The following is a 26,064-nucleotide window of genomic DNA, read 5'->3' as shown; positions in this document are numbered from 1 at the left end:
GCGGCGAGCGGTGCGACGAGCCGCGCCGTTCCTAACCTGTGCAAGGGCCGCTGCCATCCTGCGTCCTGACAATGGCCGCAGCGGTCCGGAGCGCTTCTGCTTCCCCGAGAAGCGCAACCGCAATGCAGGAAAGGAAGTCTCAAGTGGCTGATAACAATCAGAACTGGAACGACAGTGACAGCAATCAGCAAGGTCAGCGCCGACAGGAAAACGACTATGCGCGCTCGGCGAGCCATCAATCCGGCTATGCCGGGCAGGGCCAGCCCCACCAGCAGCAGGGCGATAACTGGGGCCAGCGCGGGCAGGGTGATTACCAGCGCGGCCAGCAGGGCGGCAACAACCAGGGCGGCGGCTGGGGCCAGTCCGGCTCGTCGGGCCAGTCGCACCAGCAGGGGGGCAGCAACTGGCAGCATGGCGGCCATTTCGCCGATCCCGCGCAATATGGCGGTGGGGGCTCGGGCCAGGGCGGCGGCAGCGGCTTCGGCCAGTCGGGTCAGGACTATGCCCAGGTCGGCGGCTTCGCCCAAGGTGGCGGCTGGGGCGGCGCAGGCCAGGGCCAGCAGAACCGTTCGTCGGGCTATGGCCAGTCGGGCCAGGGCTATGGTCAGTCGAATCAGGGCTATGGCCAGCCCAGCGGCTATGACCAGCAGGGCGGCAATGGCAGCAACTGGGGCCAGTCGGGCGGTGGCTATGGCGGCCAGTCCGGTGGAGGCAGCCAGCGTGGCTATGGTCAGTCCTTCCAGGGCGGCCAGAACCAGCAGGGCGGCGGACTGCAAGGTTGGGGCCAGCAGGGCGACAGCTCGGGACACCGGCACCAGCACGACCCGCATTATTCGAGCTGGCGCCAGAAGCAGATCGAGCAGCTCGACAGCGACTATGACCGCTTCAACCAGCAGCGCCAGAGCCAGTTCGACCAGGAGTTCAGCGAATGGCGCTCGAAGAACCGGCAGGATGACGAGCGCGATGGTGCCAGCGCGTCCAACTCGCCCTCCGGCCTGGGCAAGACCGAGAAGCCCAAGACTTAACATGGGTTAATTCTGGCGGTAATTCAGACACTTGGGGGGCATTTCGCCCCCCCTTTTTTTCATCTCGTCGCGAATCCGGCACTAACATATACCAGTATAAGGACGGGCGTTCAGCCAACTGAAAGGGTGCGAGTGGAGGGACCTAGCAGAGAGACACCGTAATCATGAACATCCATGCGAGCTTGCCGATCGCGTTTCCGTCTCAACCCCGCCACTCCCCCAGTTCCATCGAGCCGCGCTGCGATTTCATCCAGCAGGGCGACACCGTCGTCCGGCCGCGACTCGTCCTGGAAGGCTGGGCGGCGGGATATCGCATCACCTTTGACGGTCGGCGCCAGCTGACCAACCTGTATCTGCCCGGCGAGATCATCGGCGTCTGGCGCAGCAACCAGCCCAGCTTCTACCACGCGGTGATGTCGATCAGCCGTCTGCAGCTGATCGAGTTCGGCTCGCTGCCCGAATCGGACGTGGTCGAGCTGGAATGCGCGCTGATCGAGCGCCAGCTCGAGAACAGCATCTTCCGCCTCGGCTGCCTGAGCGCCTATGAGCGCATGGCGCATCTGTTCCTCGAGCTGGGCGAACGGCTGGCGATGCGCGGCCAGGGCGAGGCCGACAGCTATCACATGCCGCTGACCCAGGAACTGCTCGCCGATCTCGTCGGCATCTCGTCGGTGCACGTCAACCGGACGCTGCAGCAGATGCGCGCCGACGGCGTCATCCGCCTCGTCAATTGCCGTCTCGAGATCCTCGATCGCGAGGAACTGGCCGACCAGGTCAATTATCAGCCGCTTTTCTGAACCCATGGCTGAACCCGATCGGGCGTGCGCCGTTACCCCTTGATGGACCAATCCGAAATCTGGGAAATGCTGCGCACGCCCGCGCTGGCTGCGGCAATGGTTGCGGTTGCGCTGGTTGCACATGCCGTCGTCATGGCGATCGCCAACCGCATCGCGCGGCGCACCAGCACGCTGCAGGACGAGGCCCTGGTTTCCTCGATCCGCCAGCCTTCGCGCTGGATCATGGTCGCGCTGGTGCTGCTCGGCACCGACAGCCTGGCGGTGCGCGGTGACGAGGCCGCCGCCGCGCTGACCGGCGCGGTGCGGGTGATCATGCCGCTGCTCTGGGGCTGGCTGGTCATCGCGATCATCCGTTTCGTCCATGGCTATATCGAAGCGCGATCCGATGTCAGCGCCGAGGACAATCTCGCCGCGCGGCGCAGGCGAACGCGCGCGGACATTCTCGCCCGCATCGCGATTGTCATCGTCGGGCTGGTCAGCATCGGCCTGTTGCTGCTCAAGATTCCGGCGGTACGAGAGATCGGTGTTGCGCTGGTCGCCTCGGCGGGCCTCGCCGGCTTGGCCTTCGGCGTCGCCGCGCAGCCGCTGCTCAAGAACCTGGTCGCGGGCATCCAGCTTGCCTTTACCGAGCCGGTGCGGATCGACGATGTGCTGGTCTATCGCGGCGAATGGGGCCGGGTCGAACGGATCACGCTCACCTATGTCGTGCTGAAGATCTGGGACGACCGCCGCCTGGTCATTCCGGTCTCGAAGCTGCTCGAGGAGCCGATCGAGAACTGGACGCTGCAGACCAGCCATCTGCTGGGCACGGTGATGATCCATGCCGATCATGCCGCCGATGTCGAGAGCGTGCGCAAGGTCGCGCTCGACGCGGTGCGCGGGCACCGGCTGTGGGATGGCCGCGTCGCGCTGCTCCAGGTGACCGACATGACCGCTGACATTCTCGAACTGCGCGTACTGATGAGCGCGCGCAATGGCGGCGAACTGTTCGACCTGCGCTGCGACGTGCGCGAGGCGGTGGCGCGCTTCATGGCCAATGAACTTCCCAATTCTCTCAACCGCAGCCGCCTGGCGCTCGAACCCCTGGAGCTATCATGACCCTCGACTGGATTTCCGTTGTCGGCACCGTGGGCGCGTGCGCCTCGGTGGCGAGCTTCACCCCGCAGGCGTGGAAGATCATCCGCGATCGCTCGACCGAGGGCTTGTCGCTGGGCATGTTCGCGCTGACCAGCCTCGCGTTTCTCGCCTGGACGACCTTCGGGCTGCTCAAGGGCGAATGGGCCTTGATCATCCCCAACGCGATCTGCCTGTGCTTTGCGATGTTCATCCTGGGCATGACCGCGCTCCCGCAGCGCAAGACCGAAGAGGTTGCGGAAAGGCTTGATCCTACCAGCTGACGATCAGCCCGGCGGATCGGCCAGCGCGCGCAGGTCCGGATACGACGCGACCTGCTGCTCGGCATAATGCGCCGCCTGCTCGGCCTGCTTGCGCCCCAGATGCCAGTCGAGAATCTGCATGCCTTGCACGATCGGCGGGCTCAACAAGATGTCGCCCTCGCGCAGCATCGACCGCGAAGCGATGCGGCTCGCCACCACCATCGAACGCTGCATGATCTCGACGATCGAGGGGAAATCGCTGTCCGACTTGCGCCGCAGCAGCAGGTCGCGGATCAGCTGCCCGCGCCTTCTCAGCGACTGGTACGCGGCCTTGATCCGCCAGACCTGCCCCGCCTCGCCCAGCGTCACGACGATATTGGGGCCGGACTTGAGCGCGCGCATCGTCACGACGGGCACATTGTCGAGCACGCCGCCATCGACCAGGATATTGCCGTCGGTATCGATGAACGGCGGCAGGATGGTCGGCAGCGATCCCGAGGCCCGCACCGCGTGCCAGAGCGCCCCGCGCCGATGGACGTGCAGGTCGTTGGTCGACAGGTTGGTGGAGATCGCGAAGAAATTGATCGGCTGGTCGGCAATATCGGCATTGCCGTAGCGCGCCTCGAGCTCGGCATCGAACACGGCGGGGTCGAGCAGCGAATGGATCGGCACGGTAAACCGCCGCATCGCCTTGGCGCCGATGAACATCGCCTCCATCTGGTCGAGCGTCTGGTCGACCGACAGTCCTTGCGCGATCGCCGCGCCCATCGCCGCGCCCGCGCTGGTGCCGCCGATCAGGTCGATCGGCACGCCCGAGCGCTGCAACCCGCGCACGATGCCCAGATGCGCGCAGCCCAGCGCGCCGCCACCCGCGAGCACCAGCCCCACCGCGCGTCCGGTAAGGAAGCGCGCGACGCGGCGGAAATCGGCCTCGCTGTCGAGCGCCATGTGGTGGTGCAGATGCGGATCGCGCCCGGTCAGCCAGGCGGCGGTGCCGCGGATCGGCTGCCCGGACTCGGCGCGGAGGACGAGCAAGGTGCGATTGGGTGGTTCGATCGCCGCGCAGCCCGCCTGTTCGAGCGGGTTCATCGCCGGATTCGCGCCTGATTCGGCGATCATCAGGAGGCCGTCGGCATTGCGGCACACCAGCGAGCCCCATTCGGGATCGCCCGAGGCATCGATCAGCAGATAGCCGCGCCGCGCCTCGTGCTCGCGCAGCCAGGCCTGATAGGCGCTGGCGGGGCCGGGCGGCACGTCGCTTTCGCGCACCAGCATCACCTGACGATCGTCGGGCACCGTCTTGCGAATGGCATCGGTCAGGCGGCCGAGCAGCGCCGGATCGACCCGGCTCGACCCGCATGGCACCACCGCGATGACGCGCGGCAGCCGCGCCTCCATCGGCGGGGTCTTGGCGGTGACTGCGGCAAGCCGCTGGGTCACGGCGGTGAGGATGGCAGGGACGAGCTGCGGATAGGCGGCGACCACGGCGTCGTAGCTCGCGCGGTCGAGCACCATCACCACGCTGTCGCGGCTCGCCTGCAGCGTCGCGGTGCGCGTGCCACCGCCAAAAAAGGCGAGTTCGCCCACCGGCTCGCCCGCCTCGATCTGCGCCACCGCCTTGTTGCCGGTCGGCGTCTCGATCAGCACGCGCAAGCGGCCGGTCTCGAGGAAATAGAGCGAATCGGCAGGATCGCCCTGGCGCACCAGAATGTTGCCGGCTGGCAGCTCGAGCCGGTGGGCGCGGTCGCTCAGCGCGTCGATCGCCGCCTGGTCGACGCCCGCGAACAGACCCGACTGCATCCAGTCGCGCAAACTGCCATCCGCATGCTCGTGATCAGGCTCCAGCGTCACCCATCATCCCCTCCGGGGCATTGGTCCCCGCGCGATTGTCGCCCAACCCTAGCCCAGCCCCATGAAAAACAGAAGTATCGGTATTGGCAGCGCAATTTGCGACGAGGCGAGCAACGCTTTGCGGGTTCAACCCTTGATGCCCTGCTGGCCGGGCCGCCCCCCAAACCGCCTCATGGCCCGGTCAGCGCCCCATTCCCCAACGGAAGCGGCGAACCGGCGGACAGCACGAGGAGAACCCCCATGAACATGACCGACAGCACGCTCGAACGCGGCTATGACACCATCTCGAGCGACCGCGTCGATGGCACCGCGGTCTATGGCGCGGATCGCGAGAAGATCGGCACCGTCACCAACATGCTGATCAGCAAGCGCGAAGGGCGCGTCACCGACGTCATCGTCTCGGTCGGCGGCTTTCTGGGCATCGGCAGCGAACTGCACAGCCTGCCTTGGTCGAAGCTCAGCTATGACACCGATCTTGGCGGCTATCTGGTCAACGTGACCGCCGACCAGCTCAAGGACGCGCCGCGCTTTTCCGAAAGCGATCGTGACCGCGCCTATGACCGCGACTATCAGTCGAGCGTCTACAATTACTGGCAGGTCCAGCCTTACTGGTAAGGACGAAAGGGCCGGAGCAGCGATGCTCTGGCCCTTTTCTCATCCCGGCTTGCGCACGAACAGCTCTTCGTAGCGCTTGCGCAACGGCTCGGGGATCGGTTTGGGCCCGTTCTTGTCGGTCAGCACGAGCGTCGAGACGCAGGTCGCGACGCACACGCCCTGCTGAAAGGCGGCCGAATAGATGTCCCAGCTCGACGAGCCGATCCGCCCGATGCCGCTCATCACCTCGACTGGATCGGGGAAATGCGCTTCGGCGACATAATCGATCGAGACCGCCGCGATCAGCCAGCGCTCGCCCGGCTGACGGCGTTCGAGCCCCAGATTGCGGTTGAACCGCACCCGGCCATTCTCGAACAGCGCCGCCATCGCGACATTGTTGATATGGCCGAGCGGGTCCAGATCCTGGAAGCGCGTTTCGGTGACCGTGCTGAACGGATAGCTCTCCGGATCGCGCTGCCAGGCTTCTGCTTTGGGCATTCGATGGTTCCTGGTCAGCTGCTCAGAGCGAACGGCCGATCAGTTCCTTCATGATCTCGTTGGTGCCGCCGAAGATGCGCGTCACGCGCGCACCGCGCCAGGCCCGGGCGATCGGATATTCGTTCATGTAACCGGCGCCGCCGTGCAGCTGGAGGCACTTGTCCATGATTTCCCACTGCAATTCGGTGTGCCACAGCTTGGCGGCCGCGCCCTCGACCGCCGTCAGTTCCTTCTTGGCGTGGCGGTTGAGCGCCCAGTCGAGATGCGCCCAGCCGACCTGCAGCTTGGTCTTGAGGTCTGCGAGCACGAAGCGGGTGTTCTGGAAATCGAACACCGTCTTGCCGAAGGCCTTGCGGTCCTTCACGAACGCGACGGTATCGTCATAGGCCTTCTGTGCCGAAGCCTGGGCCGAGACGGCGATCGACAGGCGCTCCTGCGGCAGCTCGCTCATCAGATAGATGAAGCCCTTGCCTTCTTCGCCGAGGCAGTTGGTCATCGGCACGCGCACGTCGTTGAAGAACAGCTCCGACGTGTCGGCAGCGTCCTGGCCGATCTTGTCGAGGTTGCGGCCGCGCGCAAAGCCCTCGCGATCGGCTTCGACCAGGATGATCGACACGCCCTTCCAGGCGGGCTGCACCTCGGTATCGGTCTTGGCGCAGACCAGGATCAGGTCGGCATTCTGGCCGTTGGTGATATAGGTCTTCGATCCGTTGATGACATAATGGTTGCCATCCTTGCGGGCGGTGGTGCGGATGCCCTGAAGGTCCGATCCCGTGCCCGGCTCGGTCATCGCGATCGCGGTGATCGTCTCGCCCGAAACGAGGCGCGGCAGCCATTTCTGCTTCTGCTCTTCGGAACCGTACTGGACGAGATAGTTGACCACGATGTCCGACTGCAACGAGAAGCCGAGCGGCGATCCGCCGAAATACGCCGCTTCCTCGTTGACGATGGCGTTATAGCCGAAGTCGAGGCCCAGGCCGCCATATTCTTCCGGCACGGTCGGGCACAGCATGCCGAGCTCGCCAGCCTTGGGCCAGATTTCACGTGGAACGATCTTTTCCTCGTCCCATTTCACCGCATTGGGCGCGACCTCTTCCTGCATGAAGCGGCGCACGGTCTGGCGGAAGGCCTCGTGATCGGCGGTATAGGCGGTGCGGGCAAGGGCATCGAGCGACATGGCTTCTCTCCGGTGAATTCTCGGCCGCGCGATTCATGCCGCGCGGCAGTGCACCAAGGTCTAGCGCCGCGTTGACGTAAACGTCAATCGCTATTTAATCGTTCGGTTAAAGCGGCGTCAGCTCTGCGCTCGTCCGCGCGCCATTACCGCCAGCCGCGCCTGCTCGACCGATTCCGGCGCGACCTGACCATTGGCGGCGGTTGACCGCTCCGCCTCTAGGGCAAGGCCCTGTCCGAAGCTCATCGCATAGCCGTCGTCGATCAGCCTCTTGTAGGCGGCGAGCATGGCGGGATCGATATTCGCCATGTCGCGCGCCAGCGCGGTGGCGGCGGGGAGCAGCCCGTCCGGCTCGACCACGCGATTGACCAGCCCCCAGCGCTCGGCGGTGTCGGCATCGAGGAAATTGCCGGTGAACGACAGCTCCTTGGCGCGCGAGATGCCGATCATCCGCGAAAGCTTCTGCGACAGACCCCAGCCGGGCATGATGCCGACCCGGGCATGGGTATCGGCAAAGCGGGCATTGGTCGATGCGATCAGCACGTCGCAGGCGAGCGCGAGTTCGAAGCCGCCGGTAATCGCGACGCCGTTGATCGCGCCGATCACCGGCTTGGCGCATTGCTCGACCGCCTTGACCGGATTGTCGCGCGGGTCGGTGGCGTTGGCCGCGCCCAGCCCCTCGGTGCTCGCGCCCAGTTCCTTGAGGTCGAGCCCGGCGGTGAACGCGCGCTGCCCCGCCCCGGTCAGCACCACCGCGCGCACCGCATCGTCGTGCGCCACGGCCAGCATCGCCTCGGCCAGTTCGGCGCGCAAGGCCTTGGACAGCGCATTCATCGCCTCGGGCCGGTTCAGCGTCACGATGGCGACAGCGTCTTCGATTTCAGTAAGGACGAGCGGCATTTATCTCTCCATTATGACGGCGATTGGGGCCGTTTCTATCATCGTGCACAGATTTATTCGCTATGGCTTCTCCGATACCAGTGTTAATCTTCCGACTGGGAGTTGTTCTTGCGATGGAGTACCGGATGGCCACCCGTCTGTTTGCTGCCACTGGGCTATTGATGCTTTCCACTGCCGGGCTAGCGCAAAGCCCAGCCGCCCTCAACCCCGCTGCCGCGAACCCCGGCCCACTCCAGCGCGACGAGATCGTCGTGGTCGGGGCGAAACTCGCCGATCTCAAGGCTGCGATGGAACGCTGCGAGGCGGGCGGATGCACCGTGCGCGAGGACGTGATCGCCACGGTCCGCTATGCCGAGGCGCAGTTCCGGAACGGGCAATATCATGATGCGCGCAAGGTGCTGGGACGGTCGGTGTCGCGGACCAGGACTGCTGCAGACAGCGACCCCTTCGCGGTGGCCGAACTTCAGACGGCGCGTGCGACGGTCGCCTGGCATTATGGCGATCAGCGCGAGGCACTGCGCGCGACGGCAGAGGCGAGCCGGCTGCTCGGCGATCATGCGCCCCAATCCGCCAATGCCCTGATGGCGCGCATGCGGATGATCGCGGCGCAGGCGCACAATTTCGGCACCCTGCACACCATGGACCGGCTCCGTTTCCTGGCCGACGATGCCCGGGCGGCAGGCCAGCCGCTGGTCGCGATGCGCGCCGATCTGGGCCGGGCCAATATGCTCTACCGGCTGAGGCGTGAAAAGGAGGCCCTTTCGGTTCTCGATTCGGTAGTCGCCAACGCGGCTCCCAACGGCGATGGCCTGCGCAAGGCTGCGCAGATCCTGCGGCTTCGGCTGACGGTCAAGGATGGCGGTTCGGATGCGGTCGAAGCGCTGATCGCAAGCCTCGGCGATGACCTCAAGCGCGGCGGTCCGGTGCTGCTATGGGCTCCGCGGATGCCCGAGCCCGATGGCGCTCCGGCGATGGAATCGATCGCGCCCCGCACGGGTGACCGCCGATCGGGCGGGGGCACGCCGCTGCGCTGGGTCGATATCGGCTTTACCGTGGAGCCCGATGGCCGGGTCAGCGACGTGGAGGTTCTGCGCGGGTCGCCCAGGGCGGTCTGGGCGGCACCGCTGCTCAAGACCATTGCCCAGCGCCGCTACACGCCCGCAGCCGATCCTGGTGACATGCAGGGGCGGCAGCGGGTCGAGCGCTACACGCTGACGGCCGATTTCATCATCCCCGGCCAGTCGCTGATCCGCCAGCGGGGTGGCCGCACCCGGTTCGAGCAGATGGACCTGACCGTGGCCGCTCCGCCAGAATCCGCTCCATCCCCCAGCGTGCCGAGCTAGAGCCCTTGCCGCGCCGGGGCTTGCCTCGGCGCGGGCCTTTCGACACATTGTCCCTGCCGGGGGGTCGCGCCAAAGGCAGGAGGGCATGCCCATGTCCCGCGCTCAGCGCTTTCTGGAACGCTTCCGCGCTGCGGACGATGCGCATAATCCGCTCGACATGCTGCACGAGGATAGTGAAGGCTTTGGCGCGGTGCTTGCCGAAGCGCCCGAGGCGCTGGCCGAAGCGCTGATGCACGATGCCGATCGCGCGCCTGCGGGCCCCGCCTTCGTCAATCCGCGCGCCTATGCCTCGGCCGCCTGCGACGCCGACGGCGCGATCGTGATCGCCGACCCGGCCTTTGCCGCCTGGGCCGCGCCGCTCAACCGCGGCCGGGCAGAGCTCGGCGCGCTGAGAGCGGGGCGCGCGAGCGTGTCGTACCTGCTCGAGGACCGGGGCAAGTTCATCGCGGTGGCCGCCGCCCCGCTCGCCGCCGCGCGCCACTGGCCGCTGGCAGCCGAGGTGCGCCGCGCGCTCGAACGCGGCGAGGCCTGCTATGCGCTGGTCGCGCATCTGCCGCCGACGCTGCAACCGCGCGGGCTGGCGACAGCGGCGCGGCTGTTCGGCTTTTCCGCGCGCGAGGTCAGCATGGCCGAAGCCTTGGTGCGCGGCGGCGATGTGCGCGAGGCGGCGCGGATGGAGGGCATCGGCTATGAGACCGGGCGCGATGCGATCAAGTCCGCGATGGCCAAGGCGGGCTGCCACCGCCAAGGCGAGTTCGTCGCGCTGTGCCTGCAGATCGAGAGCGGCGAGCAGCCCGGCGATCTCGCGATCGAGCCGGTGCTGCGCGATATCTTCGGGCTGTCCGAACGCCAGGCACGCATCGCCGACACGATCGCGCGCGGGCTGACGCGCGAGGAATGCGCGCTGCGGCTGGGGCTGTCGGTCAACATCGTCAAGTCGGAGCTGAAGGCGATCTTCGCGCAGTGCGAGCTGCAATCCGTGGTGCAGCTGACCACGCTGGTCGGGCATATCCAGGCAGTGGCGGCCCTCGCCGATGCGACCGATATCGACCTGTCGGTGGCAACGCGCGGCGCCGAACCGCTGCGGCTGCTACCGCGCCGCGACCGGCCGGGGCGCATCGCCTTTGCCGATCACGGGCCGCGCGACGGCATCCCGCTCATCTGCCTGCACACCGCAACCACCGGGCGGCACCTGCCTGCAAAGGCGATCGCCGCGCTGCAGGCCGGCGGCGTCCGCCCGATCACGCTCGACCGGCCCGGCTTCGGCCTCACCTCGATGATCGAGGGCGATTATCTCGACCACAACATGCGCGATATCCTGGAGATCCTCGATGCGCTGGGGATCGCCCGGACGTGCATTCTTGCGCGCGGCGGCACGATGGTGCTGGCGCATTTCGCGGTGCAGCATGCCGACCGCTTTGACCGCGCGGTAGTGCTCAACCCCGAGCCGCCGCCGCTGGCCGACGGCCGGCTCGGCGGGTTGCAGGGCCATGTCAAGCGGCTGGTCTATTCGCGCCCCGGGCTGGTCGCGCCGCTCGCCACGCACCTGTCGCGCCGCGCCTCGGCACGCACGGTCGAGCGGCTGGTGCTGCAGGTGGTCGGCGGATCGGAAGCGGACCGCGCCACGCTGGCCGATCGCGATATCCTCGCCGCCTATGTCCGTTCGACCCAGCAGAGCGCGATGCAGGGCGGGGCGGGCTTCCTCGCCATCGCGCGCTGCGAACCGCATGATACGGTGCGCCCGCTCGCTGATGGCAGCCGTATCACGATCCTGTGCGGGGCCGAGGACACGATGTACGCCGCATCCGATTCCGTGCCCTATTGGCAGGGGCTCTGGCCGGGTTCGCGCGCCGCGATCGTACCCGGCACCGGGCGTATGCTGCTGTTCCAGCGGCCCGACCTGGTCGCGGCCGCGCTGCGCGGCGAGGACCATGGCTGAAGCGCCATGCTGCGCAACATTTCGTAGCGTCAAGGCTTGCCCAACGCTTGCGGTCACGTCTATGCAAGACCCAGCGGGGCGTCATCAAACCATCGGGCCGGGCAAGCGGCAGAACACATTTCGATCAACCAGCGGACGCAGCCCATGCGTTCGCCAGACAAGGGCCTGTCGATGAGCGATAAGAGCAACGTCCAGTTCACCGAGCGCGAGGCGCTGCACTTCCATTCGGCGGGGCGTCCCGGCAAGATCGAGATCATCGCCTCGAAGCCGATGGCGACGCAGCGCGACCTGAGCCTCGCCTATTCGCCGGGCGTGGCCGTGCCGGTGCGCGCGATCGCCGAGGACCCGGCGACCGCCTATGACTATACCGCCAAGGGCAATCTGGTGGCCGTCATCTCGAACGGTACCGCGATCCTGGGTCTGGGCAATCTCGGTGCGCTTGCCTCCAAGCCGGTGATGGAAGGCAAGGCGGTGCTGTTCAAGCGCTTCGCCGATGTGGACTCGATCGATATCGAGGTGAATACCGAGGATGTCGACCGCTTTATCGAATGCGTCGAGCTGCTCGAACCCAGCTTCGGCGGGATCAACCTCGAGGATATCGGGGCGCCGGCCTGTTTCATCATCGAACAGGCGCTGAAGGAGCGGATGAACATCCCGGTCATGCACGATGACCAGCATGGCACCGCGATCATTTCCGCCGCTGGCCTGCTCAACGCCTGCTATCTGACCGGGCGCGAGCTCAAGGACGTGAAGATGGTGGTCAACGGCGCGGGCGCTGCAGCGATCGCGTGCACCGAGCTGATCAAGGCGATGGGCGTACCGCACGACAACGTGCTGATGTGCGACCGTTCGGGCGTGATCTATCAGGGCCGCGACGATCTGGACCAGTGGAAGTCGGCGCATGCCGCCAAGACCGACCGGCGCACGCTCGAAGAGGCGCTCGACGGGGCGGACATCTTCCTCGGGCTTTCGGCCGCTGGCGCATTGAAGCCCGACATGGTGATGAAGATGGCACCGCAGCCGATCATCTTCGCCATGGCCAATCCCGATCCGGAAATCACCCCGCCCGATGCCAAGGCGGCGCGGCCCGATGCGATCATCGCCACCGGCCGGTCGGATTATCCGAACCAGGTCAACAACGTGCTCGGCTTCCCGTTCATCTTCCGCGGCGCGCTCGACGTGCGCGCGACGGCGATCAACGAGGAGATGAAGATCGCGGCCGCCAAGGCGATTGCCGAACTCGCGCGCGAGCAGGTGCCCGAAGAGGTGGCGGCGGCCTATGGCGGCGCGACGCAGAAATTCGGCGTCGATTACATCATTCCCGCCCCGTTCGATCCGCGCCTGATGGAGCGGGTTTCGGCGGCAGTGGCGCAGGCGGCGATGGACACCGGCGTCGCGCAGAAGCGCATCGAGGACATGGCGGCCTATCGCCATTCGCTCAAGTCGAGGCTCAACCCGACCACCGCGGTGCTGACCCAGGTGTACAGCGATGCGCGTGCCAATCCCAAGCGCGTCGTCTTTGCCGAGGCGGAGGAGGAGGTGGTGCTGCGCGCTGCCATCCAGTTCCGCGATGGCGGCTATGGCACGCCGGTGCTGGTCGGCCGCGAGCAGCGCGTGCGCGACAAGCTGAAGGAACTGGCGGTCGACGATCCGATGGCGTTCGAGGTGCACAACAGCACCAACTCGCCGCTGGTGCCGCACATGGTCGACGTGCTCTACGAACGGCTGCAGCGGCGCGGCTATCTGAAGCGCGACGTCAAGCGCATGGTCAATCAGGACCGCAACATCTTCGGTTCGGCGCTGCTCCATCTGGGCGAGGCCGATGCGATGCTGACCGGCATCACCCGCACCTTCGGCCAGTCGATGCGCGAAATCCGCCGCGTGCTCGATCCCAAGCCGGGCCAGACGCCGTTCGGCATCCATGTCATGGTCGGCAAGAGCCATACCGTGTTCCTGGCCGATACCACGGTCAACGAACGCCCCGATGCCGAGGAACTGGCGTGCATCGCGGAAAATACCGCGCATGTCGCTCGGCGGCTGGGGCACGAGCCGCGCGTCGCGTTCCTGTCCTATTCGAATTTCGGCAATCCCTCGGGACGCTGGCTCGACAATATCCGCGATGCGGTGAGCATTCTCGACCAGCGCGGGGTCGCGTTCGAATATGAAGGCGAGATGTCGCCCGATGTCGCGCTCAACCCGAAGCTGATGGCCAATTATCCGTTCTGCCGCCTGTCGGCACCGGCCAATGTGCTGATCATGCCCGGACTGCAATCGGCCAATCTCTCGGCCAAGCTGCTGCGCGAACTGGGTGGCGATGCGATGATCGGCCCGATGCTGATCGGCATGGAAAAGCCGGTGCAGATCGCCTCGATGTCCTCGACCGCGGGCGATCTGCTCACGCTGGCGCTGCTCGCCTCGGCGGGCGTGGTCGGCTGACCTTTTCCGATCAGGCTGCCGGTGCGGCGGCGAGCGTTCGCCGCACCAAAGCCACCAGATCATCCGGCGCGAACGGCTTGGTGATCAGCACATTGTACGGGCAGCTGTCGATCGCGCCGCCGGCATAGCCGGTCATCAGCACGATCGGGATTTCGGGCCAGGACTGGTGCACTTCTGCGGCGAGCGCCTTGCCGTCGAGCCGCGGCATGGTGATGTCGCTCAGCAGCAGATCGGGGCGCTCCTCGGCGGCGCGCATCATGTCGAGCGCGGCCTGACCGTCCTCGGCCTCGACAACGCGGAAACCGGCTTCCTGCAGCACGTCGCTGACATGCGCGCGCAATGCCGCATTGTCTTCGGCGAGAAGGATCGTGCAGCCCGCGCGACACATCGCCTCGGCATCGCCGGTGCCATCGCGGCCGGGCAGGTCGTCGAACGCATCTGCCGTGACCGGCAGCCACAGGCTCAACGTCGTGCCTTCGCCGGGCGCGGTCTTCAGCGTGACGAACCCGCCCGATTGCGCGACAAAGCCCTGCACCTGGCTGAGGCCGAGCCCGGTGCCCTTGCCGATCTCCTTGGTGGTGAAGAACGGCTCGAAGATATGCGCGGCGATATCGGCCGGAATGCCCGATCCGGTATCGTTGACGCAGAAGCGGACATAGCGGCCCGGCGGCGCGTCGTGCCCGTCGGCCATGTCCTCCTCGTTGCGCAGCGCGTTGGCGGCGTGGATGGTGATCGTGCCCGGTTGGTCCATGGCATCGCGCGCGTTGACCACGAGGTTCAGCAGCGCATTTTCCAGCTGGCTGGCATCGACGGTGATCGGCCACAGGCTGTCGGGGCAGTCGACCGCGAGCTCGTGGCGTTCGTCGAGCGCTTGGGCTGCGAGCGGTTCGAGATCGCGGATGAGTTCGGTCGGCTTGATCAGCGTCGGGGTGAGCGACTGGCGCCGGGCATAGGCGAGCAGGCGCTGGGTCAGGTTGGCGGCGCGGCTCGCCCCGTCGCGCGCGTTGGCTATGGCGGCCTCGGCGCGGTCGACCTGGCCTGTGGCGATGCGCTTCTGCGCGATATCGAGATTGCCCGAGATGATGGTGAGCAGATTGTTGAAATCATGCGCGATGCCGCCGGTCAGCTGGCCGATCGATTCCATCCGCTGCACCTGCGCCAGCTGCGCCTCGGCGGCGCGGGCGCGGGTAATGTCGCGCGCGATGCCGAAGATCAGCTCGCCCTCGCGCGCCAGGCTCCAGCTGGCATAGATCTGCTGGCCGTCGCGCCCGCGCATCTCGCGCTCGAGCTGGACGTCGGTCTGGCCGCTGGCAAGCTGGACCACTTCGGCCTCATCGGGACTGGCGAAATAGTCGCGGATATGGCCCTTGCCGTCGCCGGGAACCGGGCCGAACGCCTTTTCCCAGGCCGGATTGCCCGCCACCAGCAGCCCGTCGGTGGTGGTGATGAGCATCATGTCGAGCGACGAGTCCCACAACCGGTCGCGCTGATCGGCGGCAAGGTCGGCAGCGAGCTGCTGGTGGATCAGCTGCTTGCGCAGCTCGAGCAGCGCCGCGACCTGACGGGCAAGCGCGGCGAGCTGCTCGGTACCCTCGAAAGCTTCACGCGGCCGGCTGTCGGACAGGCAGATCGTGCCCAGCGCAAAGCCATCGCCGTTGATGATCGGGGCGCCGGCATAGAAGCGGATATGCGGATGGCCGGTGACCAGCGGGTTGTCGGCGAAGCGCGGATCGGCCAGCGCATCGGGCACCACCATCACCTCGCTCTGGCGGATGGCATGGTCGCAAAAGGCGATCGAGCGCGGCGTTTCGGTCACGTCGAGCCCCTGCGACGCCTTGAACCATTGCCGATCCTGCTCGACGATCGAGATGAACGCGGTTTCGGTGCCGCCCAGCGACCGGGCCAGCCCGACCAGATCGGCATAAAGGCCGTTATCGGGATCGTCGGGGGTCAATTGATAGGCGCGCAGCGCGGCCAGCCGCGCGGCATCATCGTCATTGCGGAAATTCGCCTGGCTGAGGTTGAGCAGCATCGACCCGTCCATAGACGCGCGAGCCATGCCGCGCATCAGGTTTTGCGCAATATAGGCCCGGATGCGCCAAGCGCCAGACGAAGCTGAGCATTTCTTCCACCCCACCGTCCCGTTGCGGGGTTAACGCAGGCACGCGAGGGTGCTAGAGGCGCTGCGACCCCATCAACAGAAAGTCTGCGACCCATGAAGACCCGTGCCGCCGTTGCCTTTGAAGCGAAGAAGCCGCTGGAAATCGTCGAGCTCGACCTGGAAGGTCCCAAGGCGGGCGAGGTTCTGGTCGAGATCATGGCGACGGGCATCTGCCATACCGATGCCTATACGCTCGACGGATTCGACAGCGAGGGAATCTTCCCCAGCGTGCTCGGCCATGAAGGCGCCGGGATCGTGCGCGAGGTCGGCGCGGGCGTGACGTCGGTCAAGCCGGGCGATCATGTCATCCCGCTCTACACCCCCGAATGCCGCCAGTGCAAAAGCTGCCTTTCGGGCAAGACCAACCTGTGCACCGCGATCCGCGCGACCCAGGGCAAGGGGCTGATGCCCGACGGTACCACCCGGTTCAGCTACAAGGGCCAGCCGATCTACCATTACATGGGCTGCTCGACCTTCTCGAACTTCACCGTGCTGCCCGAGATCGCGGTCGCCAAAATTCGCGAGGACGCGCCGTTCCAGACCAGCTGCTATATCGGCTGCGGTGTCACCACCGGGGTCGGTGCGGTCATCAACACCGCCAAGGTCCAGGTCGGCGACAATGTCGTGGTGTTCGGCCTGGGCGGCATCGGCCTCAACGTCATTCAGGGTGCGCGGCTGGCGGGTGCGGACAGGATCATCGGTGTCGATATCAATCCCGATCGCGAGGAATGGGGCCGCAAGTTCGGCATGACCGCGTTCCTGAACAGCAAGGGCATGAGCCGCGAGGATGTCGTCGCCAAGATCGTCGAGATGACCGATGGCGGCGCGGACTATACCTTCGACGCGACGGGCAATACCGAGGTGATGCGCACCGCGCTCGAGGCATGCCATCGCGGCTGGGGAACCTCGATCATCATCGGGGTGGCCGAGGCCGGCAAGGAAATCGCGACGCGGCCGTTCCAGCTGGTCACCGGGCGCAATTGGCGCGGCACCGCGTTCGGCGGCGCGAAGGGCCGCACCGACGTGCCCAAGATCGTCGACATGTACATGCAGGGCAAGATCGAGATCGACCCGATGATCACGCATGTCATGGGACTGGAAGAGATCAACACCGCATTCGACCTGATGCATGCGGGCAAGTCGATCCGCTCGGTGGTGGTGTTCTGATGCCGGTCGCTGTCGAAACCATCTCGTCGGCCAAGAGCTTCGGCGGCGAACAGGCGGTGCTGCGCCATGCCTCGGAGGCCACCGGCACCGACATGACCTTCTCGGTCTTCGTGCCCGATCATGAAGAGGGCGCGAAGCTGCCGGTGGTCTGGTATCTTTCGGGCCTCACCTGCACCCACGCCAATGTCACCGAAAAGGGCGATTTCCGCCGGGCCTGTGCCGAGCTCGGCCTGATCTTCGTCGCGCCTGATACCAGCCCGAGGGGCGAGGGCGTCGCGGATGACCCAGAAGGTGCGTACGATTTCGGCCTGGGGGCAGGCTTCTACGTCGATGCGACCGAGGACCCGTTTGCGCAGCACTACAGGATGTGGAGCTATATCACCGAGGAACTGCCCGAGATCATCGGCGACTGCTTCCCGGCGGACCTGACGCGCCAGTCGATCATGGGCCATTCGATGGGTGGCCATGGCGCGCTGACCATCGGGCTGACGCATGCCGAGCGGTTTCGTGCGGTCTCGGCCTTTGCGCCGATCGTCGCGCCCTCGCAGGTGCCCTGGGGCGTCAAGGCGCTGACCGGCTATCTGGGCGAGGACCGCGCCGCGTGGCGCAAGCACGATGCGGTCGCGCTGATCGAGGATGGCGCGCGCGTGCCCGCGCTGCTGGTCGATCAGGGCGATGCCGACAGCTTCCTGGCCGAACAGCTCAAGCCGCAGCTGCTCGCCGAGGCTTGCGACAGGGCGGGCATTGACCTGACGCTGCGGATGCAGCCGGGCTATGACCACAGCTATTATTTCATCTCCACCTTCATGGAGGATCACCTGCGCTGGCACGCCGCGCGGTTGAAGGGCTGAGCGACGCCGGTCAGGGCTGAATGGTGACGCTCGCCGTGCCGCTCGCCCAGACCGGCAGGTAAAGCCCGGCCCCGGCCGCCTGAAGCTGTCCGGTCTTCGCGCGCTTTACCTTGGCGTGGATGATCAGGTCGCCGGTGCGCTTGGTCTCGATCGCCGCATCGATCTTGCCGAGCAGTTCGGCATAATCGCGCTCGAAATTCTGCGCGAGCATCTCTGCCACCATCGGCGCGACGCCGGGCGCGTTGATCATGTCGAGGATCAGGTCGCCGCCGGTCATGTCGGTGGTGCCGGTGACCTCGAAATCCTCGAAGCCGACGCGCCGCGAATCCTCGGCATTGACCGGCTTGCCCGTCATCCAGACGGTGCCCGTCGTCGGCGTCTTGCTGCCGCGTTCATGCGCACTGAAGGTGAGTCCCACGGCGATCTTGCCGCCGTTGGTGCCGTAGATCGTTGCCGCCTTGAAGGTCGCGTCGACCGGGTTAAGCCCGGGCACCACGAAGGGCCGGCGCGCGCGCTTCTGCAGCGCCTCGAGCAGCACCGGCTGCAACTCGCGATAATCGCCGAATACGGGGAGGAAGAAGGCCAGCTCGCCGGTGTCAGCCTCGAGCTTCTGCATCGGCGGTAGCGCGATCGGCCTGCGCGGGCGGGGCTTCTTGCCGACATAGGTTTCGGTGAGCGCGCGCATGCCGAGCTTCAGCCTGAGCCTGCCCTGCACGATCTCGTACCCGCCATATTGCAGCTCGCGCGGGGTGATGCGCATCCACACCTCGGGGTTGCGCTCGTTGAGCACCACCGAGGTAAAGGCCGAGGCCCAGGCCTTCTCGATCTGGCGGCGCAGCTCGAGCCTGCCCAGCTCGCCGGGCAGCTCGCGTTCGAGCCTGGCGATGATCGGCGCGAGTTCGCGCTCGGCTTCCCGGGTGAAGCGGATCTTCTGGCCGAGGAACTCGATATGCGGCTCGGAGGTCCACGAATAGCTGAGGTCGAGCGTGCCGCGCGGGGTCCAGTCGCGCGCAAGGTCCAGCTTCACATCGGCATGCACCATCGCGCGCGCGGTCGCGGTCTCGCGCTTCAGGATGCCGGCGATATCCTCTGCGCGCACCACCGCGGTGATCGGGATCGACAGACGGATGCGCTGGCCCGACCCCGCGACGGAGATTGCTCCCCGCGTGACTTCCCCGACGATGCGGCACTTGATCTTGGGTGTCTTGACCTTGGCGATGCCGAGATCGACCATCTCGCTGGCGACGCAGACCTGGTCCTTCTCGTCGATGCTCCACAGGCGGCGCGGCACCTGCCGCTCCATCGCGCGCGCGAGATTGCCGAGATCGGCCTCGACCGGCACCGAAACGAGCGACGCCTGGGGCGGCACCGTGATCGCATCATCGGTGCGTGGCGGGCGCCCTTCGTCGCGCCAGCCGCCGCAGCCGACCAGCAGCACCAGCCCGGCAAATGCGAGCGCGCGGGCGGCGATGCGCATCAGCTGCTCGCCACGACCATGCCGTCGATGCGCAGCGTCGGCACGTTGACGCCGTAGCGGAACTCGAGATCGTCCGCCGGGATCAGTGCTGCGAACATGTCCTTCAGGTTCCCCGCGATGGTGATCTCGCTGATCGGTTCGGCGAGCTGGCCGTCGCGAATGATGAAGCCGCTCGCGCCCCGGCTATAGTCGCCGGTGACGCCGTTGACGCCCATGCCGATCAGCTGGGTGACATAGAGCCCCAGCCTGATGTCCGCCATCAGCGCCTCGGGGCTCTGCCCACCCGCTTCCATGTGCACGTTGCTGGAGCCGGTCGAAGGCGCGCCGCTCACGCCGCGCGCCGCATGGCCGGTGGGCGCTTCGCCCAGCTGGCGGGCCGATGCGCTGTCCATCATCCAGCCGCTCAGCACGCCATGATCGATGATCCGCCAGGGCGCGGTGGGCAGGCCCTCGCCATCGAAGGCGCGCGAACGCTGTCCGCGCCGCCGGTGCGGATCGTCGATGATCGACACGCTCGAATCGAATACCGGCTGCCCGCGCTTGTCGAGCAGGAAGCTGGTCTTGCGCGCGATCGCGCTTCCCGAGATCGCGCCCAGCAATGGCCCGAGCAGCGATCCGCCCGCGCGGCGATCATAGATGACCGGCATCGGTCCGCTCTCGATCTTTCCCGTGCCCAGCCGCCCGACCGCGCGCTCGCCGGCGCGGCGGCCGACATCTTCGGCTGATTCGAGATCGGCGAGGAAGCGCGTGCTGTGCGAGGCGGAGTCGCGCTCCATCTGCCCGTCGCGCGCGGCGAGCACGCTCGCGGCAACGCCATAGCGGCTGCCACCATAGCTGCCGCAAAAGCCGTGGCTGGTGGCGAGCGCCATCACCGAGCGCACCGCGCTGGCGGACCCGCCCTCGCTGTTGGTGACGCCGGGCACCGCGCGTGCGGCCTCCTCGCAGGCGAGCGCGAGTCCGCGCAAGAGCGCCGGATCGGGATCGCCGCCGTCATCGAGTTCGAGATCGGGCAGGGGCGCGCGCATCAGTCGGTCTTCGGGAGCGAGGCCCGCATAGGCATCTTCGGGCGCAAGCCGTGCCATCGCCACCGCGCGCTCGGCCAGCGTCGCAAGGCCCTGGGGGCTGACGTCCGCGCCCGAAACGCTCGCCGACTGTTTCCCGTGAAACACACGCAGGCCGATCGAAGCGCTTTCGGAGCGCTGAACGTCCTCGAGCGCGCCGAGCCGCATCTGCACATCGGTGGAAGCATCGCAGGCGAACACCGCATCAGCGGCGGTCGCACCAGCGGCCATGGCGCGGGAAACAAGGTCTTGCGCCAGGTCTCTGGCTTGATCGGGGGTCTGCATCAGCGCGATGTAGGGCGCGGGCAGGCCAGGGTCAATCGAGCCTGCCGCGTCAGATCAGCGACTGCAGGCCCTTGAAAAGAGCAACGAAACCGAAGGGAAAGCCGATGGCGAACAGCCAGATGCCCAGGCGATCGCCGCGATAGGCAGAAAGCAGGGCGTCCTCGGAAGCGCCGCTGCGCGCGAGCCGCTGCCAGCGCTTTTCCATCCGGCGGCACAGCGGAATGACGATCCCGACCAGCGCCACCAGGCCCATATACGGCAGGATCGACGCGCCTTCGCCCCGGATCGCCTGCATCACCACGAAGATCTGGAGGCCGGTATACATCAGCAGCGCATAGGCGACCTGGTTGCTGATCCGCTTTTCCCACACGCTTTCGGGTGCGACCGGCTTGACGATATCGGCATTGAAGCGTGCGGCCTCGAACCGCTTATCGAGTGCATTGGGCATATGCGTTCCCCTGCCTTGCCAATGCAGGCCCCACCCCTGCATTTACGGGGAGTGTGTCATTGACGTGACAGCTTGGCAAGGGGCGTTAACCGCATGCCTCAGGCGGCGATTCCCTCGGCTTTCCGCAGTTCCTTGCGGTCGAGCTTGCCGATCAGCGTCTTGGGCAGCGAGTCGCGGATATCGACCGCGATCACGCGTTCGTGCTTGCCCAGCTGCGGGTTGAGCCAGGCCATCAATGCAGCGCCGTCGGCTTCGGCATCCTCCTGCAGCGCCACGAAGGCCTTGGGGCTCTCGCCGCGATAGGGATCGGGCACGCCGATCACCAGCGCCTCCTTCACCGCAGGGTGGCGATAGAGGATTTCCTCGATCTGGCTCGGAAAGACCTTGAAGCCGCCCACCGCGATCATGTCCTTGATGCGGTCGACGATGCGGATATAGCCGTCCTCGTCGATCTGCCCGACATCGCCGGTGCGCAGGAATCCGCCGATGAACACCTCGGCATCGGCATCGGGGCGGTTCCAGTAGCCGCGCATCACCTGGGGTCCGGCAAAGATGATCTCGCCCGGCTCGCCGGGGGCCACATCCTTGGTCGGGTCTTCCTTGTCGACCAGACGAACCAGCGTGCCGGGCAGCGGCTGGCCGATGGTGCCGGGCTTGTTCAGCCCCTCATAGGGATTGGTCGAAACGACGCCGCTGCTCTCGGTCAGGCCATAGCCCTCGACGACATTGGCACCCGTGACCTCCTCGAACCGGGCCTTCACCTCGGCGGCGAGCGGCGCGCCGCCCGAAATGCAGGCGCGAAGCGATGCGAACCGGGTGTTGGCAATTTCCGGATTGTCGAGCAGCGCCTGGTACATGGTCGGAACGCCGGGCAGCGCGGTCACCTGGGTGCGCGTGATCGCCTTGAGCGCCGCTTCCGCCTCGAAGCGCGGCAGCATCACGATCTCGCCGCCGTTGAGCACGGTGCGGTTGAGCACGCAGGTGTTGGCGAAGACGTGGAAGAAGGGCAGAACGCCCAGGATGCGGTCATGCTCGCTGTCGTTGCGCGGGTCGATCGCATTGACCTGGCGCGCATTGGCCGAGAGGTTCTGGTGGCTGAGCATCGCGCCCTTGGGCGTGCCGGTGGTGCCGCCGGTATATTGGAACAGCGCGATGTCGCGCTCCGCATCGATCGGCACCGGCGTGTAGCGGCCGTCATTGGCGATCAGCTTCGAAAAGCGCGTGATCCGCGGATCGTTCGGGAGCGCGCTGGTCTCCTTGCCCTTGAACATCCGGAACAGCAGCGACTTGACCGGCGAAAGCCCGCCCGCGACCGATCCCACCACCAGCCGCTCGAGCCTCGACTTGTCGAGCACCTTGAGCGCGGTGGGCAGCAGGGCGGTGGCCGACAGCGTGAACAGGATCGTCGTGCCGCTGTCCTCGACCTGATGCGCCAGCTCGTCGACGGTGTAGAGCGGCGAGAAATTGACCACGGTCGCACCCGCCGCCATCGCGCCATAATAGGCCGCGACATAATGCGGTACGTTGGGCAGGAACAGGCCAACGCGGTCGCCCTTGCCGATACCCAGCGCCTGCAGGCCCTTGGCCACTCTGGCGACACCGCTGGCGACCTCGTCATAACCGTATTTGCGACCCATGAAGTCGAGCAGCGGCGCCGATCCCTTGCGCTCAGCCGACGCGAAGAACATCTGCGGAAGCGATAGCGGCGCAAAGGTCTGATCCCAGGCGCAGGGATGTTTGTAATGCGTCTTCCAGATCGGCTCTGCACCATCGGCAGTGGCGGAAAGGGCGGGCGAAGCGGAGGCGGGAGCGTCAGTCATTGACATCACTGTAAATAAGCGACGCGCACCGCACAAGCCGCTTGCCATTCAACCGGTCGATAGCGCCCGATAGATTGCGTCAATCACCAACCTGCCGCTTGCATCGCGGCGCGGCTTTGCTAGGCGCGTTGCCCATGACCGCGTACAAACCCGGAGACCCCGTATCGGTGCGGCGGCTTTATGGCCGTCAGCAGAATCACAAGCTGCGGCTGGGCCAGGCCGAGCTGGTCGAGAAGCTGCTGCCGCAGATCAGCGTGCCGGAAGACGGCGAGATCACCTCGCGCCGGCTGTTCGGCGACGATCGCCCGCTGCATTTCGAGATCGGCTTCGGCGCGGGCGAGCATATGGCCTATCGCGCCGACATGCTGCCCGATCACGGTTTCATCGGCGCGGAACCGTTTCTCAACGGCGTGGTCGGCGCGTTGCAGCATGTGCGCGAGCAGCATCTGTACAACGTCCGGCTGCACATGGGCAATGCCATCGACGTGCTCGAGCGCGTGCCCGACGGCGCACTGAGCTTCGTCTATCTGCTGCACCCCGATCCCTGGCCCAAGGCGCGCCATGCCAAGCGGCGGATGATGAACAAGGGGCCGGTCGACCTGATTGCGTCCAAGCTGAAACCCGGCGGCGAATTCCGCTTCGGCACCGATCACCCCATCTATGTCGCGCATGCGATGATGGTGATGAACGATCACCCCGCGTTCGACTGGCTGTGCGAGCGGCCGAAGGATTTTCTCACCCGCCCCGGCGGCTGGCCCGAGACGCGCTACGAGGCCAAGGCCCGCGTGCAGGGGCACGAGGTCTGGTACTTTCGCTACCGCAAGCGCTGATCGACCGCGCGGGCCTGACCCGCCTGCACCCTTGGCATTCCAGTCATTCGTCAACCGGCCAGACCCGTCCGAGGCCTGGTCCGATCCGGCGTGCGCCGATGTCGCCGCGCGCGCATGATGGCCTTGACGGCAATTATGGAAGCAATTACTTTCCTTTTGCGTCTCCCGCTTGAATTGGATGCTCGCGCCATGATTCAGGACCTGCCCTTTCTCGCCGCATCCCGACCGCCGCGCCGGATGCGGCCGCTATCGGCGCTGCGCCATTTCCGCGCACTGATGCGCGATGCCGAGGATACCGCGCAGGTTTTCCATATGGGCGAATGCCTGCCCAATCGCAGCATGCGGCGGATTGCCGAGCGGTTCTGTGCGAGCGCCGAGGGACGCGCGCGGATGCAATCCGAACCGAGCCTCGCGCCCATGCTCGACGATCATGAACGGCTGCTCGGCCATGGCCCGCACAGCGTGGCCCATGCCTATGTCCGTTTCATGCGCGCCGAAGGTCTTTCGGCCGCCGGGCTGGTCGAGGCGAGCACGCTGCCGGGTCAGGTGACCCATGCCGACCAGTTCGCATGGTTCAACGACCGGCTGCGCGATACGCATGATCTGGCGCATGTGCTGACCGGCTATGGCCGCGATCCGCTGGGCGAACAGTGCGTGCTCGGATTTACCAGCGGACAATATCGCGACTGGACCGAGACGATCATCGCCTGGGCCGGCACCGCCGAATTTGCGTTGCGGCTGCACAGCGATGCGCCCTTTATCGGTGCGGTCGCCGAGGCGCGGCGGCATGGCCGCGCAGCGCAGGCGATCTTTGCCCAGGATATCCGGGCCCTGCTTGCCGAGCCGCTCGCTGCGGCGCGGGCGCGCATGGGTATTGCCGAACCGAAGGTCTATCGTCGGGCCCACGACCGGCTGCGTGCAGCCGGAATCGATCCCTATCGCATCGGTGGGCCTGCCCGTCCGCTCGCGACCTGAGGCGGCAACCGGTCGGTCAACCGGGCAGATGCGGCCCCAGCAGGTCGTGCAGCATCCGCTTGAGCTCGCCGAGCAGCAGCCCTGCCTCGGCCGGATCGTCCGCCCGCAACGCGAGGTCGATCAGCCGTCCCGACACCTCGATCACGATCTGGGCAATGATCCGCAAGCGACGCGGTTCCTCCGCCATGCCCAGCGCGACCAGCGTTTCGGCGACATCGGCCTCGAAGCGCGCAACGTTGCGTGCCTCCACCTCGCGCAATTGCGGCGAGACCTGGCATGCGGCGCGCAGCACGGCATAGCTCGGGCTGCTGCTGGCCCCGGCAAAGAAGCCCTCGATCATCCGGTCGGCGGCGTTTCGCCAGTCGTCGCCCGGCTTCAGCGCGCCGAGATGGCCGACCCATTCGCGCTCGCGTGCATAGGATCGATCGACCAGTTCGACCAGGATCGCCCATTTGTTCGGATAATAGCGATAGATCGCGCGCACGCCGACGCCCGCACGCTCCGCCAGAATATTGGTGTTGAAGCCGTCCACGCCCAGTTCGACCAGCAAGGTTTCGGCCATATCGAGCACACGCTGCATCGTTTCGCGGCTTCGGCTCTGTTGCGGCAGCTTGCGGGGTATCAGGTCCGGAGCAGGCATCGCCAAAGGCTTAGCAGCAGTTCGGCGCAACGCGCAATGCTGCCGGATCGGGGCAGTTCGTCCCGGGCTAGGCTTGCGCTCGCCGTCTGGCGGATGCGCGGAGTCTCGCTCGCCGCGCCGATGTGCGATGCTTCGCGCGAACCTCGCTGCGCAGCGCCCTGCCGAAGCCGGTGCGCCGCTTGTGCGCGCGCAGCGTAGCCCGCGCCGCCTTGATCCGCTTGCGCTGCAGCTTGTTCCGGCTGGTGCTTTCGTCCGGTTCGACCTTGCTGACCTGCCCTGAACCCTTCGCATCGGTATCCATGGCGGTGCCAGTCCCGGCCTGGACGGTTCTTGCGGGGCGCCGCGTGCGGAGCGCCGAGCGCATTGTGCTGCGCCGTGCGGCGCTCGAGATACGGGCCATGGTCTAGGCGTGTTCG

The 26,064-nt window shown here is 66.5% G+C and carries 23 protein-coding genes; 12 read left to right on the top strand and 11 right to left on the bottom strand.

Translation table 11 applies throughout. The features are described 5' to 3' along the window. Positions 1 to 143: 143 nt before the first annotated feature. The 4 genes from AX735_RS15305 to AX735_RS15290 all read left to right on the top strand — a co-directional run bounded on the left by AX735_RS15305 (position 144) and on the right by AX735_RS15290 (position 3,219). Positions 144 to 1,025: a hypothetical protein gene (locus AX735_RS15305; protein ID WP_066282091.1), complete on the top strand. Its 882-nt coding sequence runs from the start codon at positions 144 to 146 to the stop codon at positions 1,023 to 1,025. Positions 1,026 to 1,189: 164 nt separating this feature from the next. After that, positions 1,190 to 1,822: a Crp/Fnr family transcriptional regulator gene (locus tag AX735_RS15300; RefSeq protein WP_066282089.1), complete on the top strand. Its 633-nt coding sequence runs from the start codon at positions 1,190 to 1,192 to the stop codon at positions 1,820 to 1,822. A 42-nt stretch (positions 1,823 to 1,864) separates the two neighbouring features. Further along, positions 1,865 to 2,920: a mechanosensitive ion channel family protein gene (locus AX735_RS15295; protein ID WP_082751142.1), complete on the top strand. Its 1,056-nt coding sequence runs from the start codon at positions 1,865 to 1,867 to the stop codon at positions 2,918 to 2,920. Then, positions 2,917 to 3,219: a SemiSWEET family sugar transporter gene (locus AX735_RS15290; RefSeq protein WP_066282086.1), complete on the top strand. Its 303-nt coding sequence runs from the start codon at positions 2,917 to 2,919 to the stop codon at positions 3,217 to 3,219. Before AX735_RS15295 ends, AX735_RS15290 begins: the two co-directional genes overlap by 4 nt. A 3-nt stretch (positions 3,220 to 3,222) precedes the next feature. Here AX735_RS15290 and AX735_RS15285 read toward each other — a convergent pair whose 3' ends face one another. Then, positions 3,223 to 5,049, bottom strand: coding sequence for a cyclic nucleotide-binding and patatin-like phospholipase domain-containing protein (locus AX735_RS15285; protein ID WP_156447521.1), 1,827 nt, complete (start codon positions 5,047 to 5,049; stop codon positions 3,223 to 3,225). Between the two features lie 240 nt (positions 5,050 to 5,289). Between AX735_RS15285 and AX735_RS15280 the strand changes: the two genes are divergently transcribed. Next, entirely contained in the window at positions 5,290 to 5,664 is a 375-nt protein-coding gene (locus AX735_RS15280; protein ID WP_066282082.1) for a PRC-barrel domain-containing protein, read from the top strand. 39 nt (positions 5,665 to 5,703) lie between these two features. Here the strand turns inward: AX735_RS15280 and AX735_RS15275 are convergent, their stop codons facing one another. The 3 genes from AX735_RS15275 to AX735_RS15265 all read right to left on the bottom strand — a co-directional run bounded on the left by AX735_RS15275 (position 5,704) and on the right by AX735_RS15265 (position 8,215). After that, a complete protein-coding gene (locus AX735_RS15275) occupies positions 5,704 to 6,141 on the bottom strand; it encodes an acyl-CoA thioesterase (protein WP_066282080.1) in 438 nt (145 codons plus the stop codon). A 22-nt stretch (positions 6,142 to 6,163) separates the two neighbouring features. Next, a complete protein-coding gene (locus tag AX735_RS15270; RefSeq protein WP_060978987.1) occupies positions 6,164 to 7,318 on the bottom strand; it encodes an acyl-CoA dehydrogenase family protein in 1,155 nt (384 codons plus the stop codon). Positions 7,319 to 7,435: 117 nt separating this feature from the next. Then, positions 7,436 to 8,215: an enoyl-CoA hydratase gene (locus tag AX735_RS15265; RefSeq protein ID WP_066282077.1), complete on the bottom strand. Its 780-nt coding sequence runs from the start codon at positions 8,213 to 8,215 to the stop codon at positions 7,436 to 7,438. Between the two features lie 125 nt (positions 8,216 to 8,340). Between AX735_RS15265 and AX735_RS15260 the strand changes: the two genes are divergently transcribed. The 3 genes from AX735_RS15260 to AX735_RS15250 all read left to right on the top strand — a co-directional run bounded on the left by AX735_RS15260 (position 8,341) and on the right by AX735_RS15250 (position 13,933). Further along, on the top strand, positions 8,341 to 9,558 hold the full coding sequence (locus AX735_RS15260; protein WP_137775625.1) for a hypothetical protein: 1,218 nt from the start codon (positions 8,341 to 8,343) through the stop codon (positions 9,556 to 9,558). Between the two features lie 91 nt (positions 9,559 to 9,649). Then, the gene (locus tag AX735_RS15255) at positions 9,650 to 11,497 is read left to right on the top strand and encodes an alpha/beta hydrolase (RefSeq protein ID WP_066282073.1); all 1,848 of its coding nucleotides are present in this window, start codon (positions 9,650 to 9,652) and stop codon (positions 11,495 to 11,497) included. Between the two features lie 171 nt (positions 11,498 to 11,668). Next, positions 11,669 to 13,933: an NADP-dependent malic enzyme gene (locus tag AX735_RS15250; protein ID WP_066282135.1), complete on the top strand. Its 2,265-nt coding sequence runs from the start codon at positions 11,669 to 11,671 to the stop codon at positions 13,931 to 13,933. Positions 13,934 to 13,943: 10 nt separating this feature from the next. Here the strand turns inward: AX735_RS15250 and AX735_RS15245 are convergent, their stop codons facing one another. Beyond that, entirely contained in the window at positions 13,944 to 15,992 is a 2,049-nt protein-coding gene (locus AX735_RS15245; protein ID WP_171007761.1) for an ATP-binding protein, read from the bottom strand. Positions 15,993 to 16,148: 156 nt separating this feature from the next. Between AX735_RS15245 and AX735_RS15240 the strand changes: the two genes are divergently transcribed. Together AX735_RS15240 and fghA are read left to right on the top strand one after the other, a co-directional pair. Then, complete coding sequence (locus AX735_RS15240) at positions 16,149 to 17,261, top strand: S-(hydroxymethyl)glutathione dehydrogenase/class III alcohol dehydrogenase (RefSeq protein WP_066282066.1); 1,113 nt, start codon at positions 16,149 to 16,151, stop codon at positions 17,259 to 17,261. Continuing rightward, positions 17,261 to 18,112: an S-formylglutathione hydrolase gene (gene fghA / locus AX735_RS15235; RefSeq protein WP_066282064.1), complete on the top strand. Its 852-nt coding sequence runs from the start codon at positions 17,261 to 17,263 to the stop codon at positions 18,110 to 18,112. The genes AX735_RS15240 and fghA overlap by 1 nt, the downstream gene beginning before the upstream one ends. Positions 18,113 to 18,122: 10 nt before the next feature. Here fghA and AX735_RS15230 read toward each other — a convergent pair whose 3' ends face one another. The 4 genes from AX735_RS15230 to AX735_RS15215 all read right to left on the bottom strand — a co-directional run bounded on the left by AX735_RS15230 (position 18,123) and on the right by AX735_RS15215 (position 23,203). After that, a complete protein-coding gene (locus tag AX735_RS15230) occupies positions 18,123 to 19,589 on the bottom strand; it encodes a DUF4403 family protein (RefSeq protein ID WP_066282060.1) in 1,467 nt (488 codons plus the stop codon). Beyond that, positions 19,589 to 20,935, bottom strand: a complete 1,347-nt coding sequence (locus AX735_RS15225) for a TldD/PmbA family protein (protein ID WP_066282054.1) — start codon at positions 20,933 to 20,935, stop codon at positions 19,589 to 19,591. The genes AX735_RS15230 and AX735_RS15225 overlap by 1 nt, the downstream gene beginning before the upstream one ends. A 49-nt stretch (positions 20,936 to 20,984) precedes the next feature. Beyond that, positions 20,985 to 21,383: a hypothetical protein gene (locus AX735_RS15220; RefSeq protein ID WP_060978978.1), complete on the bottom strand. Its 399-nt coding sequence runs from the start codon at positions 21,381 to 21,383 to the stop codon at positions 20,985 to 20,987. A gap of 98 nt (positions 21,384 to 21,481) precedes the next feature. Further along, positions 21,482 to 23,203, bottom strand: a complete 1,722-nt coding sequence (locus tag AX735_RS15215) for a long-chain-fatty-acid--CoA ligase (protein WP_066282053.1) — start codon at positions 23,201 to 23,203, stop codon at positions 21,482 to 21,484. Positions 23,204 to 23,337: 134 nt separating this feature from the next. Between AX735_RS15215 and trmB the strand changes: the two genes are divergently transcribed. Both trmB and AX735_RS15205 read left to right on the top strand, forming a co-directional pair. Next, a complete protein-coding gene (gene trmB, locus AX735_RS15210; RefSeq protein WP_066282052.1) occupies positions 23,338 to 24,033 on the top strand; it encodes a tRNA (guanine(46)-N(7))-methyltransferase TrmB in 696 nt (231 codons plus the stop codon). Between the two features lie 189 nt (positions 24,034 to 24,222). Then, positions 24,223 to 25,008 (top strand): Coq4 family protein, encoded by a 786-nt coding sequence (locus AX735_RS15205; RefSeq protein ID WP_066282049.1) that lies wholly within the window; start codon positions 24,223 to 24,225, stop codon positions 25,006 to 25,008. 16 nt (positions 25,009 to 25,024) lie between these two features. Here AX735_RS15205 and AX735_RS25940 read toward each other — a convergent pair whose 3' ends face one another. After that, positions 25,025 to 25,588, bottom strand: a complete 564-nt coding sequence (locus tag AX735_RS25940; RefSeq protein WP_202189594.1) for a TetR/AcrR family transcriptional regulator — start codon at positions 25,586 to 25,588, stop codon at positions 25,025 to 25,027. Positions 25,589 to 25,715: 127 nt separating this feature from the next. Continuing rightward, entirely contained in the window at positions 25,716 to 26,048 is a 333-nt protein-coding gene (locus tag AX735_RS25935) for a hypothetical protein (protein ID WP_066282043.1), read from the bottom strand. Positions 26,049 to 26,064 lie beyond the last annotated feature (16 nt).

Origin of the sequence: Blastomonas sp. CCH1-A6, from assembly GCF_001556365.1 — a bacterium.
Lineage (GTDB): Bacteria > Pseudomonadota > Alphaproteobacteria > Sphingomonadales > Sphingomonadaceae > Blastomonas > Blastomonas ursincola.
The sequence above is the reverse complement of the archived record's forward strand: the minus strand, read 5'-3'. Positions and strand labels throughout refer to the sequence as shown.

Excerpts from the sequence above, each read along its gene's own strand:
- AX735_RS15300 (WP_066282089.1), top strand. The coding sequence starts at position 1,190 with ATGAACATCCATGCGAGCTTGCCGATCGCGTTTCCGTCTCAACCCCGC.
- AX735_RS15295 (WP_082751142.1), top strand. The coding sequence starts at position 1,865 with ATGGACCAATCCGAAATCTGGGAAATGCTGCGCACGCCCGCGCTGGCT.
- AX735_RS15290 (WP_066282086.1), top strand. The coding sequence starts at position 2,917 with ATGACCCTCGACTGGATTTCCGTTGTCGGCACCGTGGGCGCGTGCGCC.
- AX735_RS15280 (WP_066282082.1), top strand. The coding sequence starts at position 5,290 with ATGAACATGACCGACAGCACGCTCGAACGCGGCTATGACACCATCTCG.
- AX735_RS15275 (WP_066282080.1), bottom strand. The coding sequence starts at position 6,141 with ATGCCCAAAGCAGAAGCCTGGCAGCGCGATCCGGAGAGCTATCCGTTC.
- AX735_RS15270 (WP_060978987.1), bottom strand. The coding sequence starts at position 7,318 with ATGTCGCTCGATGCCCTTGCCCGCACCGCCTATACCGCCGATCACGAG.
- AX735_RS15265 (WP_066282077.1), bottom strand. The coding sequence starts at position 8,215 with ATGCCGCTCGTCCTTACTGAAATCGAAGACGCTGTCGCCATCGTGACG.
- AX735_RS15260 (WP_137775625.1), top strand. The coding sequence starts at position 8,341 with ATGGCCACCCGTCTGTTTGCTGCCACTGGGCTATTGATGCTTTCCACT.
- AX735_RS15255 (WP_066282073.1), top strand. The coding sequence starts at position 9,650 with ATGTCCCGCGCTCAGCGCTTTCTGGAACGCTTCCGCGCTGCGGACGAT.
- AX735_RS15250 (WP_066282135.1), top strand. The coding sequence starts at position 11,669 with ATGAGCGATAAGAGCAACGTCCAGTTCACCGAGCGCGAGGCGCTGCAC.
- AX735_RS15245 (WP_171007761.1), bottom strand. The coding sequence starts at position 15,992 with ATGGCTCGCGCGTCTATGGACGGGTCGATGCTGCTCAACCTCAGCCAG.
- AX735_RS15240 (WP_066282066.1), top strand. The coding sequence starts at position 16,149 with ATGAAGACCCGTGCCGCCGTTGCCTTTGAAGCGAAGAAGCCGCTGGAA.
- fghA (WP_066282064.1), top strand. The coding sequence starts at position 17,261 with ATGCCGGTCGCTGTCGAAACCATCTCGTCGGCCAAGAGCTTCGGCGGC.
- AX735_RS15230 (WP_066282060.1), bottom strand. The coding sequence starts at position 19,589 with ATGCGCATCGCCGCCCGCGCGCTCGCATTTGCCGGGCTGGTGCTGCTG.
- AX735_RS15225 (WP_066282054.1), bottom strand. The coding sequence starts at position 20,935 with ATGCAGACCCCCGATCAAGCCAGAGACCTGGCGCAAGACCTTGTTTCC.
- AX735_RS15220 (WP_060978978.1), bottom strand. The coding sequence starts at position 21,383 with ATGCCCAATGCACTCGATAAGCGGTTCGAGGCCGCACGCTTCAATGCC.
- AX735_RS15215 (WP_066282053.1), bottom strand. The coding sequence starts at position 23,203 with ATGACTGACGCTCCCGCCTCCGCTTCGCCCGCCCTTTCCGCCACTGCC.
- trmB (WP_066282052.1), top strand. The coding sequence starts at position 23,338 with ATGACCGCGTACAAACCCGGAGACCCCGTATCGGTGCGGCGGCTTTAT.
- AX735_RS15205 (WP_066282049.1), top strand. The coding sequence starts at position 24,223 with ATGATTCAGGACCTGCCCTTTCTCGCCGCATCCCGACCGCCGCGCCGG.
- AX735_RS25940 (WP_202189594.1), bottom strand. The coding sequence starts at position 25,588 with ATGCAGCGTGTGCTCGATATGGCCGAAACCTTGCTGGTCGAACTGGGC.
- AX735_RS25935 (WP_066282043.1), bottom strand. The coding sequence starts at position 26,048 with ATGGCCCGTATCTCGAGCGCCGCACGGCGCAGCACAATGCGCTCGGCG.